The sequence below is a fragment of the Peribacillus sp. FSL E2-0218 genome (genome assembly GCF_037992945.1).
Classification (GTDB): Bacteria; Bacillota; Bacilli; order Bacillales; family DSM-1321; genus Peribacillus; species Peribacillus simplex_B.
The window spans coordinates 189,906-204,026 of the sequence record NZ_CP150304.1 but is presented as its reverse complement, the minus strand read 5'-3'; the positions used below and the strand labels follow the sequence as shown (position 1 = coordinate 204,026).

The following is a 14,121-nucleotide window of genomic DNA, read 5'->3' as shown; positions in this document are numbered from 1 at the left end:
TCTTCCCCTCCATCATTTTGCGAAATCAACACTTTCATTTTCAATGCCGCCAAGATAGGCTTGGCGTTCATTCCACGTCATCGGCGGTAATTCATTTGTCAATTCGATCATATCGATTGCCCCATCGGCCGGACATACGATAGAGCAAAGATTACAGCCTACGCAATCTTCTTCACGCACCCTCAGGAAGGAGCTGCCTGCCGAGTCCTTTAACATATCTATACACTGGTGTGAGGTGTCTTCACACGCAATATGGCATTTATTGCAGTTGATGCATACATCATTATTGATGCGGGCCACTACCTTATAATTAAGATCCAAGTTCCCCCAATCGGAATATCTCGGTACGGATCTACCGACAATATCCATCACTGAGGCCATCCCTTTTTCATCGAGGTAATTGGACAAACCTTCAAGCATGTCCTCGACTATCCTAAAACCATGATGCATGGCAGCCGTACATATTTGCACCCCCGTCGAACCCATCAATAAAAATTCCACGGCATCCTGCCAATTGGAAATCCCCCCGATTCCGGAGATGGGAAGATCGATCCTTGGATTTCTTGCACACTCTGCCACCATGTTCAAGGCGATCGGCTTCACCGCCGGACCACAATACCCCCCATGTGCTCCCTTACCGCCAACATGAGGAATCGTATTCCACGAATGGATATCCACACCTGCCAAAGAATTGATTGTGTTGATCATGCTGATTGCATCCGCTCCCCCGCGAACTGCCGCTTCTGCAGTGACCGTAATATCGGTTATATTCGGCGTAAGCTTGACGATGACAGGTTTCGATGCAGCTTCCTTTGCCCAATAGGTTTGCTTTTCCACAAGTTCAGGAACCTGTCCTGAAGCAGCTCCCATCCCCCGTTCAGCCATACCATGGGGGCAGCCAAAGTTCAACTCGTATCCATCAACCCCTACATCTTCTATGCGCTTGATGATCTCATGCCATTTTTCCTGTTGCGGCTCCACCATGACCGAGGCGATGATTGCATGATCGGGGAACCTCTTTTTCGTTTCATATATTTCTTTCAAATTCACTTCAAGGGGACGATCGGTAATTAATTCAATGTTGTTGAAACCGGCAACTCTCTGTCCATTAAAACTAACCGCCGCAAAGCGTGATGAGACGTTCAGGATGGGATCGCCCAACGTTTTCCAAACGGCGCCTCCCCATCCAGCCTCGAATGCCCGCTGGACTTGATACCCTGAATTGGTGGGCGGTGCCGAAGCAAGCCAAAAAGGATTGGGTGATTTAATACCTGCAAGATTTATAGATAAATCAGCCATGATAAGCCTCCTAATTTTCATTATTATTAAGCGATATCCACTGCCTCGCCCATTATGGCCAGATCAATTTCATAAGCCGTATCCTTCCCTTGCTGGGCAGCCGAAACGACCATCGCCTCCCCTTGACCTTTTCCGAAAATCACGTCCCCGCAGGCAAATACTTTTTCATTCGACGTTTTATAGGAGTCTGCCTCCAGCAAAACCACGCCATCTTCATGTTCGATCCCAAATTGTTCAATCAGCCCAATATACCTGGATTGGCCTATGGCACGGATGACCCCATCGACCGGTATCACGAACTCCGATCCAGATATAGGCACGGGCCGGCTACGCCCATCTTCCCCTGCCTCGCTAAGCACCATCTTCACACATTCGATGCCCGTTACATGACCGCTTTCATCCGCTAAGATCCTTGAGGGGGTGGTCAGCCAGTGAAACCCGACCCCTTCTTGTTTGGCAAACTCGAATTCAAAATCATAGGCTGTCATTTCCTTTTGGGTCCGACGATAAATGATCGACACCTGTTCGGCCCCAAGACGAACCGAACAGGTCGCAGCATCAATCGCTGTGTTCCCGGCCCCAATCACCGCCATCTTCTTCCCAATGAATTTTTCGCTGATGGCTCCCGTTTTCGTCTCCTTAACGAAATCGATTGCATCGTAGACCCCAGCGAAATCCTCTCCTTCGATCCCTAGCTTCGGAACTTCCGACATACCGATCGCTAAAATGACCGCATCGAAATCGTCAACCAGCTGGTCAGCAGAAACATCCGACCCGACACGTGTATTCGTTTTAATTTCAACATCCAGGCTTTTGACCTGTTCGACTTCCCAATATGAAATGCTCTGTGGCAACCGGAAGGATACGATTCCGTAAGTATTCAATCCGCCTGGATTTTTTTCCGCTTCGAAAATGGTTACACTGTAGCCAAGCAAGGCTAATTCCCTTGCTGCAGATAAGCCTGCCGGACCGCTTCCTACAATGGCAATTTTTTTGCCATTCTTTTTCCCGGCCTTGAACAGGGCTTGTTTATTTTGGATGGCCCAATCTGTGGAATAACGCTGGAGATTGCCAATCATGATTGGCTTGGTCGAATGGTTGAGGACACATGCGCCCTCACATAACTCTTCGGTCGGACATACCCGGGCGCAGCTGGCACCGACGGGATTGGCTGTCATGATTGTCTTTGCCGACCCTTTATAATTGCCTGACGCAATTTTCTTAATGAAGGTTGGAATGTCTATCCCTGTCGGACAGGCCTGAATGCATGGGGCATCATAGCAGTATAAACATCGATTCGCTTCTTCCAGGGCTTCACGGCGGGACAACCCCCTCTCCGCTTCCTGAAAGTTCATCTCAAGTTGATCTTTTAACGGACTTGTCATATTCATCCACTATTCTCCTTCCAAACATTTATTTGTAAAAATAAAAAAGGGAGGAATTGCATGCATTTCTCTACTTCATATTTTCTTGGTTTACATGTGTGGATTCTGCGCAGCGCATGTTTCAGCCTTCAGTCCTTCAATCCGTCTATTCATATCTATCATTCTCTAAATTGGCCAAGCCGCGGTCCCTGTTTCCTCCGGCTTTTAACAGCCCCCCCTAACTAAAAAAACTCAAAAACAGATCCTGAACCTGATAATTGAGTATTCTTTATTTTATAACGGTAAAACGCCAGATACATTATACAAAGTGTAAAGTATTACCAGTCGGAGGTTGTGCAAAATGTAATATCCATGTTATATTTCCTAACAACAAACGCTAAACATCGTCATTTTTCTACAATCAACCTCATAAATCTTCACCTATCCGGATGAATATTCATGCAACGGACTTATCAACATTTTGTCCACATAAAAAAAGCCCCAAAACTTTATTCAGGGTTTTTTCGGGCTTTTTTATTTTATCCACAACTTATGCACAAATCTGATCATTCTAATCTCAGTTCCTTAGCGGAACAAAAGCATTTTCACCAGAGTTATCCACAAAACCATTTTTGTTTTTCCACTTATCAACAAACAACAAACAACTTATCAACAGCCCCTTCATTCGGACTTAATGATGTAACGAATATATTTCTCATAATCCGCTTTCTTGCACTCAAGCTTAATTCGATATCCGCTCTCCTCATATTCGGTATCCGTTATATGACCATTTTCATTGAAGAAAGATACGAGCTGCCCTTGATCAAAGGGAATCAACATCTCACAGCGAATATAGTCCGTAAAAATTTGCTCGCGAATTTGTTCAATCAATTCCTCGAGACCTGCTTTCGTTTTCGCTGACATATAAACAGAATTGCGATTCACCCGGGGAATCTCCAAATCGGTAAGATCAGCTTTATTATAGGCGAAAATCGTCGGTATCCCTTTAATGCCAATCTCATTTAATGTCTGTTCCGTAATATCCATTTGTTGCTCATGATCCGGATTGGAAAAATCGACAACATGAATCAATAGGTCCGCTTCCACCACCTCTTCCAATGTTGACCGAAATGCCCTCACAAGGTGGTGGGGCAATCTTGAAACAAAGCCCACGGTATCGGTCAGCAGGAATTCCTTCTTATCCGGTAACGGAATGTTTCGCACCGATGTCTCAAGCGTAGCGAACAGCATATCTTTTTCCAAAACCTGCTTCTCCGCATTCGGATGGGACATTTCGATTAAAGCATTCATGATTGAAGACTTCCCTGCATTCGTATATCCGACCAATGAAACGACAGGGATGGCATTCTTTTTGCGCTGCTTCCTCTGCGTTTGCCGGTGTGCCACAAGGAGTTCGAGTTCTTTATTCAAAACGCTAATATTTTCCTCGATTCTCCTGCGGTCAAGCTCTAATTGCTTTTCCCCGGCTCCTTTGTTTGTGCCCACCCCGCCGCTCTGACGTCCCAATGACTCCCTTAAGCCAACGAGACGCGGGAGCATATACTGAAGCTTCGCCACCTCTACCTGGAGCTGAGCTTCCTTCGTTTTCGCCCGATGCGCAAAGATGTCCAGAATTAAAATCGTCCGATCGATCACCTTGCAATCCATATCCCTTTCCAAATTCCGCAGTTGCGAAGGAGACAGCTGATCATTAAAGATCACGACGTTCGCTTCTTTATATTCAACGAGCCTCTTCACTTCCTCGATCTTACCCGTCCCGATGAAATGCGATGAATTCACCCGATGCAAATTTTGGGTGATGGTCCCGACAACTTCCACATCACAAGCCTCCGTCAGGTTGGCCAGTTCCTCCATTGAATACTCAAAATCCCCCTGGCCATTGAGATTGACGCCAACAAGGATTGCCCTCTGTTCCATTTCCATCCCTTCAAATCCCTTCTGTGCATGCCTATTCCTTGAACCATTGCACCTTAAGGAACATATGCATGCCTCACTAAATGTCTGCCACATTGTAGCACATTAACCATTCCAATGCCTGCTGCTTCCTTATTAGAATCCCTTATGCCCGAAAGGACATTCAGCCAAAAAAGGACAGGCTCCCGACCATTTGGATGTTAATCCTTGAATTTGGAGCGTTCACTCGCGAATTCGGATCATGACCTTGAAATCGTGCGTTTTTACTCGCGAATTTCATCCTCTTCAGGATCGTAAAAAACAAACAGGCTTCGGGAAGGAAACCGTTCCGAAGCCTGTTTGGCTACAAACCTCGGACGGGAGCTTATATCCCTGCCCAATTGCTATAATTCACTGCTCAAGATAATATCCCCTTTAGGAATTTTGCTATCATCCGAGGGCTCAAGCGTGATTGCTACGGTATCCCACTCATGCTCACCAGCTTGATCCAGGTGATACGTCACTACGCCCAGGCCATCGTCATTCGGCACGAATGTCCCGGCTCTGTAAGGCTTACCCTTCTCCAGGAGCCAAACCTGATATACCTGTGAGCCTTCTGGCGGTTCAAGATTTTCCGCTTGAATGATCATTTCCGTTTTATCATTTTTCTCTACCATCGTCGCCCTGCCATTGAAAGGAGCGCCTTCACCCGGTTTCAGGGCCACACTCGTCTGAAGCTTATCGATGGTTTCCCGTTTTTCCCCTGCATTGTTATCCGCTTCATCCTTAGAAAGCAAGGTATAGGCATTTCCAAGCAATGAAGCGAATAAGACGGCCGCCAACAATGGCTTCATCCATCCATTTCCTCTTCTTTTTTCAGCCGTTTGCTGTAATGCAGGCTGTTGCTCTTCTTTCTCCGTTTCAAACACATTTCCCAAAATCCGCTGTTTCATTTCACTTGGCGGATCAACCGGTTCAGCTATAAATGCCAAGTCCTTCGTTAGCATCGTTAGTTCATCTAATTCCTCACGGCAATTCTGGCATTGCGCAAGATGGTTTTCAAACTTCCTCCGAGGGACTTCATCCAATTGTCCATTGAAGTAATCTAACAGCCATTCACATGGATTATTATTCATCAAGCTCTCCCCCTTTGCTTAACTTTTGCGGGATAATCTTTCGTAAGTGCTTAAGCGCCAATCTGACTCTCCCTTTAACGGTCCCGAGCGGAATTTCAAACTCCGAGGCTATGCTTTGCTGTGACAGGCCTTTAAAATAAAATAGGTGAATCATTTTTCGTTGTTCCTCACTTAATTCCGAAACGGCCTGCCTCAGCATGGCGCCTTCTTCCTTCCACTCGATGAGATTTTCTACGCTGGGATTCTCACTCGGAATCTGTTCATATTCAAAGTCGGAGGGTATATCTCTTCTTTTTCTTAACAGATCTATACTTGCATTCCGGGTCATCGTCATGATCCAGCTGGAGAACTTCCCTTTGGATGCATGATACGTACCCTTTTTCGTCCAGATTTTTATAAACACTTCCTGTACCGCTTCCTCGGCCAATTCCTTCTGCCCAGTAACTTTATAGGACAGGGAGTATAGGATCTTTTCGTAGCGATCATATATTTTTTCGAGGGCCTGCTTATCCCCCAGATGAACTTTCTCGTATAGCTCTACATCTATATCGTTCATTGAAGTCCCCTTCCTACCATAATTACTTATTATAGCAATATTTGGATCATCCATAACAATTTCTATGCTCTAATCTATGTACGTTTTGAAAAGGGAAATGGATGCATCATTTTAAAGTTTCACATGAAACAATCGGAAAGATCGAATAAAAAAACTCCCCGCACCTAAAATAAGCAACGGGGAACATATTTTAAACTACTATTCTTTTATTCTTAATAATCTAAGACTGTTCAACGTTACTAATAAGGTCGCACCCATATCGGCAAAAACCGCCATCCATAAGGTTAACCAGCCGGGAGCGATCAATAATAAGGCCACGATTTTGATCACCAAGGAAAACGTGATGTTCTGCTTAATGATTTTCAATGTTTTGCGGCTTAAGCGGATCGTATATGGAAGTCTCGATAAATCATCACCCATCAAGGCAATATCGGCTGTTTCAAGCGCAGTATCAGTGCCCGCGCCTCCCATCGCAATCCCCACAGTCGAAGCTGCCAATGCCGGAGCATCGTTGACACCATCGCCCACCATGGCCACTCGCCCATATTTTTGCTTCCATTGCTTGATGATCGTCAATTTACTCTCGGGCAATAGCTCCGCCTCAATTTCATCCACGCCCGCCGCCGCTCCGATCGCCTTTGCCGTACCGCTATTGTCGCCCGTCAGCATGATCGTTTTTTCGATACCGAGTGCATGCAGTTTGCGAATCGCTTCTTTGCTGCTTTCCCTTATTTCATCAGCAACTGCAATAAGCGCCAGGAGCTTCATTTGATCGCCAAGCAACATCACCGTTTTCCCTTCATTTTGCAAGCCGCTGATTTGCTCCAGCACATCATCAGGAAAAACTAATCCTGCCACTTCTTCAAAGAGATGGGGTTTGCCAATGTAATAGGTTTCTTGATTGATGTTTCCTTTTATCCCTTTGCCAGTGATGGCAGTGAAATCCTCTACCACTAAAGAGCGATACTCCGCACTTTGTTCATCCGCCTTTTGAAGCACTGCCGTGGCAAGGGGATGCTGTGTCCTGCTTTCCAAAGCAGCGGCAATGGCCAGCACAGCTTCTGGACTGAATCCTTCAGCCAACAGTTTGAAATCCGTTACAACAGGAATGCCCTTTGTTAACGTACCCGTCTTATCAAACGCAATCGCCTTTAAGGCTCCCGCTTCTTCCAGATGGATTCCGCCTTTGATCAAGACGCCATTTTTCGCTGCATTTCCAATTGCTGTGACTATGGCAATCGGGGTGGAAATGACCAAGGCACACGGGCAGCCGACAACCAGTACAGCCAATCCCCTGTAAATCCACTCGGCCCAATCCCCGTTCACAGCAAGCGGCGGCAAGACCGCAATCGCCAAGGCAATGAGCATGATTGCCGGTGTATAGTATTTAGCGAATTTATCCACGAAGGCCTGGGAGGGCGCTTTTTCAGCCTGTGCTTCTTCAACTAGATGGATGATTTTTGCAATCGTCGTATCCTCGACGCGCTTCGTGACCTCCACTTCCAGCAGCCCCTCGCCATTTAAGGTTCCTGCAAAAACCTCGCCATCGACCGTTTTATAAACCGGCTCCGATTCCCCTGTAATGGCTGCTTGATTAAGTGTCGAGGCCCCCTTCAAGATCCTGCCGTCCATAGCAAGCTTCTGACCTGGTTTCACGATCATCGTGTCGCCGACCTCGATCTCATCGACTGCGATCATCATTTCGTGATTGCCTCTAAGGATCAAGGCTTCTTTAGGTGCGATATTCATCAAGGATTCAATGGAATTCCGGGCTTTATCCATCGAATATTTCTCCAATGCTTCACTGATGGCAAACAAGATGACGACAGTCGCCCCTTCGCCCCATTCACCGAGCACCGCCGCACCGATGATGGCAACTGTCATCAAGGTGTGCATATCGAAGCGAAGTTTAAAGAGATTCTTCAAGCCATTGAGAAATAACGAATACCCCCCAATTATGATGGCCGCCGCATACCCAATTACCGGAAAGATGCTTCCTTCCCCAAATTGGTTTTCCAATATCCAGCTGATCAGCAACAGGATGGCCGAGAATGCCACCTTAATATTTTCTTTTTGTTTCCAAAAGGGCTCCTTAAGGGATACCTGTTCCTGCTCTCCCCGGATTCTCAGGTTATCGAAGGCTCCTGCCTTTTCTATCTCTTCAATCGTCGCAGTTCCCTGTACCGAAATCTTTGAAGCGCCAAAATTGATTTTAGCGTCCCTTACTCCTTCCAGTCCACGAACATTATTCTCAAACTTAGCCGCACAATTCGTGCAGGATAGACCTTGGATGCGGTACGTTTTCGAAGCCGATTCAGCCATCGGACCTCACCTCCTGCTGGTGTTCTGATGCAATGAGAATCAATTGCTTGATATGGTGATCATCCAATGAATAAAAAGCTAGCTTTCCTTCTTTTCGATATTTAACGATGGCATTCTTATAGAGGGTACGAAGATGATGAGACGTTGTCGCCATCGAGGCACCGATGATATGGGCCAGATCGCACACACATAATTCCTCGTCTTCACAGAGCGCATAGGCTATTTTCGCCCTATTATCATCACCTATCACCTTAAACAGCTTTGATATGCTGGAAATATCGACCTGGTTCATTTCTTTCTGAATGCGATTGACCTTTACTTGATCATGCAGATGGACATCACATACATCTTTTTGTTCCATCATCTTCCCACACCCTTCATTCAAATCTTCATTTGATTAAAATATACCATAATTTGTTGAATATTCAAACCTATATTTGAATGACGACTTCCCCCTCATCGTGAAAGCGGCCTATATGTCTTTATATGTACCCTATCGGTTTTTGTTTCATTTCCAGCGTGGCTACCTGCACAAAAAAGGAAGGAGCCTATTTTTGGGGGCTTTCCTTCATGCTTTAAATAAGGGTCAGGGGGAACTTATTATTTCCCTATTCCTTCCTCGAAACGTACATTATATTTAATTTACTATTTTCTTGGAGAACTATGATATACTTAGTCAAACCTTTTAAGCGATTTACTTTACTTGTACCGCTTTCCCCGCTCAATGCTGAGCGGGGTTTTTTTGTCATCGGATTTTTCCACAAAATAAAAAAGGCAGACCCCGCAAACGGGATCTGCCTTTATTTGTTTTGAAATTATGCTTTTTGAACGTTAGAAGCTTGTGGTCCACGTTGACCTTGTTCTACTTCAAAAGTAACTTCTTGACCTTCGTCTAAAGATTTGAAACCTTCGCTTTGGATAGCTGAGAAATGTACGAATACGTCGTCTCCGTTTTCGCGTTCGATGAATCCAAAACCTTTTTCTGCGTTAAACCATTTCACTTTACCTTGTTCCATTGTTGTTGCCTCCTAGTGCATATGCACATTGTTATTACTATCCTTGCTCTAAGTCATCATCGAAAACGAAAAGTAGTACTTTTAGTATCCTTAGTACCGAACAAAAATAATTAAGACTAAGCATAACATTAAATGGCAGCGATTGCAAATGGTTTGCCCAAACTTTATTCAAGCAATTTTTAATACTCTTTGAATTCACTGACAAACTAAACCCATTCACATCAGTAAAAAAAGTGCAAACACATTTAATTTACGCACAAAACTCTCCCGACAGCAGTGAAATAGCGCCTTATCTTGGAAAGCTAAGCACCTGCATTGGAATGCCATCTTCATGTTCAGGCCAAGTTGAATGCAACGTTCAGCTATCAGAAAAAAACTGCAGACTAACTCGAGCGGAGTTTGTCTGCAGTTCGTTCAGACATCATAGATAGCCTGGCATGGAGCGATTATTTTTCGGTGGTGAATTTTTCAACCATTTCTTCCAAGATGGCCGATTTGTTTGCCAACTCTTCATTTTGTTCCTTCAGTCCATTCATGATCGTACTTTGTTGGATGGCTGCCGCTGAGATTTGTTCAGTGGTTGCGACTCCCTCTTCCGAAATCGCTGCAATCTCCTGGATCGATGCTAAACTTTCATCAGATGACTCATTGATTTTTTTCGAGTGGGTGGCCAATTGTTCCGTGCCCTTCAGCAATTTCTCTACGGAATCGAAAATCTTATTGAAAATCTCGCCATTGTTTTCCACTAAGGAAACACCCTTGACTATATCCTCAAAGCTTTCATCGTTATTTTGGATGACCTTCGCCGTTTGTTCATTGATCCGCGTAATTGATTCGGAAATGATATCAATCGATTCATCCGTTTGCACAGCCAATTTTTGCACTTCCTGGGCGACTACCGCAAAGCCTCTGCCGGCATCCCCCGCCCGTGCCGCTTCAATGGAAGCATTCAAGGATAGCAGGTTCGTTTGGGAAGCAATGACCCTGATTAAACCGATCACTTCATTTATCTTCACTACATCCTCTTCAAGGCTCACCAAATTGGCTTTATTCGCTTGGCCGTTTTCCATGATTTTACCCATCTGGCTCGTTACATCCTGCACTTGTTCACTTCCTTGCTCAGCAAGTGTGTTCGCATGCATCGTAAATTCATTCATCTTATTCGTTTGCTCATTCATTAAGCGGATGGTCTCCGTTAAGTCACTGATCATATTGGAAATCCGATCAATATGATGGGCACGTTCTTCTGAAGCCTTCGCTTCTTCCGTTGTCCCCGTGACGATCTGGCTATAGGACTCCACCATCTCCTCAAAGGATTGATGGATGGAAACGGTGGTTCGATTCATCGTATGCGCGTGTTCACGCACATTATCGATGATATGGGATAAACTTAATCTCATATCCTCAAAGCCATTGGACAGATCTCCAATCTCATCTTGCCTGCCAACCGGAATCGATTTACTTAAATCCCCTGCCGCCATTTCATTCGTGTAGCCAACAAGTTCATTGACGGGACCCGAGATCTTCCTCCCGATGACAATGGCACACAGTACGCCTAATATAATGGCACTCGCAAGAAATAAAATATTATAGAATATCATTCTGCTTTTCAATTCATCAATGAACTTCGCATCCATATCAATCCCTACAATGGCGTCCGTGCCATTGATTGGCGTAAAGTATGATTTGTGCGTTCCCCATTTATCTTTATATATTTCACTTAATACGTCTTCTTGTCCATTTATCGATTGAGCCTGCTCCGGCGTGAAGGGCGATTGCACCATGTAATCATCGCTTCCATTCAAGGCTACGATCGTATCTGCATCGTTCTCCCGCTTCAGCACATACACATATTCAATACCCTTTTTGTCTTCAACGAAGGCATCTAATTTCTGCCTGATATCTTCTCCCCGTTCCGCAGATTTGTTGATCAAAGTCGGGTTGAGGCTTGCTGCGAGACTACGGGCATTTTCAGAAAGACGCTCATCGAATTGCGGAAGGACATTCTCATTGATCATTTTATTCGTAATATAGGAAAAGCAAAGTCCCATGGCTCCTGCAAAAAGCACGAATGGAATGATATAAAATAAGAATAGTTTTGCCATTAGTGAATTTTTAGGATTCAGCTTTGAAAATCTCATTCTCATGACCCCCTTAGGTTAAAGCCAGTTGTTTTATCGTCAAGTATGGAAGTAAGTCCAAGTGAAGCAATTGACGGTTCTTGTTCAAATCCTCGCTTCTATAAAATATGATCGACATGCTCCGGTCATTTTGAAAAGGAAGTTGCCTATATTCCAAAATCTGTTCGAATTCATGTTGCAGCCCTTCATGATCGATATTCGCCACTTCCTCCAGGTTTATTTCCAGCGGAACCTCTGCAAAGAAAAAGCTGTAAACCGCATCATCCATTTCTTCCAAAATCGAATTCCAATCTGGTTTCGTACCTAAGAAATAGTGTTGATACATGTTCATCCCATATGCATGGTAGCCTAAATCAGTTGTACCCGCACCGGCAAAACGAAGTGGGTTGATTTCAATCGGTATTACCCTATCCCCATTTTTGCGAATTTCAAAGTGTACAGCGTAGTTCCTAAGCGGTAGGACCGTTTGAATATTCTTCATGAACCTTCTTGCATCATCATAGATTTCGTTGATGGCTGCCTTCGAAGTATAATAAATGCGATCGGATGTATCATAATCGTCCTTGAATAATCGTTTAAAGACATTCAGAATAACCGGCTCACCATCTTGATCGTAATAACCATCAATGGCGAATTCCTCCCCCTGTATCCACTCTTCTATCAAGATGGTCTGGGAACCGACCACTTCGGAATCATACAACCCATCCGAGAGAAGCAGGTCCTCTTTAAGCTGGGCCACGGCTATATCCCAATCCTGCTCATTCTTGACTTTGTGTACGCCAACACTTGAATAGCCGATATTTGGCTTGATGACGACCGGAAACGGTATTTGGTCTTTATCCAGATCATCTATCATGGATAAATCAATATCATGGAAATGGAAATCCGGATATAATGACTTCGTTAACTTACGTACCTCACTCTTATCCTTCAATAATTTGGACCATATGTATTCATTGCTATCTGGTTGGAAATGGCCTAATACCGTGATGCCATTTTCAGAGTTTGTAAGAATTCTTTGCTCCATCCCCATGGACTTGAAAAATTCTGTATCGTTTTGAACATTTAACTTTTCAGGTGTTATCGCGTCTCCCCATTGCCCTTGTTCCAATACTGGAATTTGCTGTTCGACTAACACCTTTAGAAGAATCGGTGACACAATGGACTCATTCAAAATAATCATGTTTTCCACCTAACTTATACTGTTTTTTATATCCCCATATTTAATCGGCTAAAAGAACCATTTTTAAAGTCCGAATTAGCCTTTTGTGCCTATTTATTGTTTTAGAATAGTAAAATCAGCTAAAATTCGACATTATTGCACCTCTCTCCCTTCCTGGACCGATCTCTGGAACCAGTCTATAAAAATTAGACCTGAACCGTTGGTTTTTTTTGCACAGCGGAAAGCCCGGAGCTCTAACCCCGGGCCAACTTTCTATATTTTAACATGATATTATTGTTCCTTGGTCAATACCGTTTTTGCAATTTCTTGATCCAAGCCTTCAAAATCATGATAGGAGATCGTTTCATATAATTCACTTCGTGTTTGCATGTCCTGCAAGGCGCCTGCCTGTGTTCCATGCTGCATGATTTGTTCAAAGACTCTCTCATATGCCTTTGCGGCCACCCTTAGGGAAGTGACCGGATAAATCACCATTTGATAGCCCATTTCTTCAAATTCCTTAGCCTTATAATAAGGCGTTTTACCGAATTCCGTCATATTCGCAAGTAACGGCACAGTAACGCGCTTGGCAAATTGACGGAACTCCACTTCCGATTGCAGCGCTTCAGGGAATATCGCATCAGCTCCTGCTTCGATATAGGCCGCGGCTCTTTCTATTGCTGCCTCCACCCCCTCCACAGCCCTTGCATCCGTACGTGCCACAATGACCAGCGAAGGGGCGGTTTGTTTTATCATTTTTATTTTTTGTGTCATCTCATTTATCGCTATAAGCTTCTTACCGTTTAAATGGCCGCATTTCTTTGGAAGGTCTTGGTCTTCCAGTTGTACAGCGGCGATGCCCGCTTCCTGCATTTCCCTAGCCGTACGCGCCACATTCAGGACACCGCCAAAGCCTGTATCAATGTCTACAAGCACCGGTAAGTCCGTCGCCCGAATAATATCCCTGGCCCGCTCCGCCACTTCAGAGGATGTGACAATCCCTAAGTCGGGCAGGCCCCTGCTTGCCGTGTATGCTGCACCTGAAAGGTAAAGGGCGTCAAAGCCTATTTTCTTCGCTATAAGACCAGCCATCGCATCATGGGTGCCTGGGATTTGTAAGATGCCCGGTGCTTCCATGAACTTCCGAAAACGAGCTGCTAATTCCGCTTGTCCCGATTGTTGATTTACGATCCATGTCATCTCTCAGTCCC

The 14,121-nt window shown here is 44.7% G+C and carries 11 protein-coding genes; all 11 read right to left on the bottom strand.

The genetic code is table 11. The features are described from left to right. Nucleotides 1-12 precede the first annotated feature (12 nt). The 11 genes from preA to prpB all read right to left on the bottom strand — a co-directional run bounded on the left by preA (nucleotide 13) and on the right by prpB (nucleotide 14,110). The gene (preA, locus tag MHI53_RS01125; RefSeq protein ID WP_061143801.1) at nucleotides 13-1,299 is read right to left on the bottom strand and encodes an NAD-dependent dihydropyrimidine dehydrogenase subunit PreA; all 1,287 of its coding nucleotides are present in this window, start codon (nucleotides 1,297-1,299) and stop codon (nucleotides 13-15) included. Nucleotides 1,300-1,325: 26 nt separating this feature from the next. Next, nucleotides 1,326-2,684: an NAD(P)-dependent oxidoreductase gene (locus MHI53_RS01120; protein ID WP_340373630.1), complete on the bottom strand. Its 1,359-nt coding sequence runs from the start codon at nucleotides 2,682-2,684 to the stop codon at nucleotides 1,326-1,328. 660 nt (nucleotides 2,685-3,344) lie between these two features. Further along, the gene (gene hflX / locus MHI53_RS01115; RefSeq protein WP_340372584.1) at nucleotides 3,345-4,607 is read right to left on the bottom strand and encodes a GTPase HflX; all 1,263 of its coding nucleotides are present in this window, start codon (nucleotides 4,605-4,607) and stop codon (nucleotides 3,345-3,347) included. 374 nt (nucleotides 4,608-4,981) lie between these two features. Continuing rightward, nucleotides 4,982-5,713, bottom strand: coding sequence for an anti-sigma factor (locus tag MHI53_RS01110; protein ID WP_061143805.1), 732 nt, complete (start codon nucleotides 5,711-5,713; stop codon nucleotides 4,982-4,984). Then, nucleotides 5,706-6,269 carry a sigma-70 family RNA polymerase sigma factor gene (locus MHI53_RS01105; RefSeq protein ID WP_061143806.1) on the bottom strand — a complete coding sequence of 188 codons (564 nt, stop codon included), beginning with the start codon at nucleotides 6,267-6,269 and terminating at the stop codon, nucleotides 5,706-5,708. Before MHI53_RS01105 ends, MHI53_RS01110 begins: the two co-directional genes overlap by 8 nt. Before the next feature lie 198 nt (nucleotides 6,270-6,467). Continuing rightward, entirely contained in the window at nucleotides 6,468-8,591 is a 2,124-nt protein-coding gene (locus MHI53_RS01100) for a heavy metal translocating P-type ATPase (protein WP_340372583.1), read from the bottom strand. Further along, nucleotides 8,584-8,952, bottom strand: coding sequence for a metalloregulator ArsR/SmtB family transcription factor (locus MHI53_RS01095; RefSeq protein WP_061143835.1), 369 nt, complete (start codon nucleotides 8,950-8,952; stop codon nucleotides 8,584-8,586). The genes MHI53_RS01100 and MHI53_RS01095 overlap by 8 nt, the downstream gene beginning before the upstream one ends. Before the next feature lie 454 nt (nucleotides 8,953-9,406). After that, nucleotides 9,407-9,607, bottom strand: coding sequence for a cold-shock protein (locus tag MHI53_RS01090; protein ID WP_034304915.1), 201 nt, complete (start codon nucleotides 9,605-9,607; stop codon nucleotides 9,407-9,409). 446 nt (nucleotides 9,608-10,053) lie between these two features. Further along, nucleotides 10,054-11,748, bottom strand: coding sequence for a methyl-accepting chemotaxis protein (locus MHI53_RS01085; protein WP_061143808.1), 1,695 nt, complete (start codon nucleotides 11,746-11,748; stop codon nucleotides 10,054-10,056). A gap of 13 nt (nucleotides 11,749-11,761) precedes the next feature. After that, nucleotides 11,762-12,931 (bottom strand): ATP-grasp domain-containing protein, encoded by a 1,170-nt coding sequence (locus MHI53_RS01080; protein WP_081092536.1) that lies wholly within the window; start codon nucleotides 12,929-12,931, stop codon nucleotides 11,762-11,764. Nucleotides 12,932-13,201: 270 nt separating this feature from the next. Then, complete coding sequence (gene prpB / locus MHI53_RS01075) at nucleotides 13,202-14,110, bottom strand: methylisocitrate lyase (RefSeq protein WP_340372582.1); 909 nt, start codon at nucleotides 14,108-14,110, stop codon at nucleotides 13,202-13,204. Nucleotides 14,111-14,121: the final 11 nt, after the last annotated feature.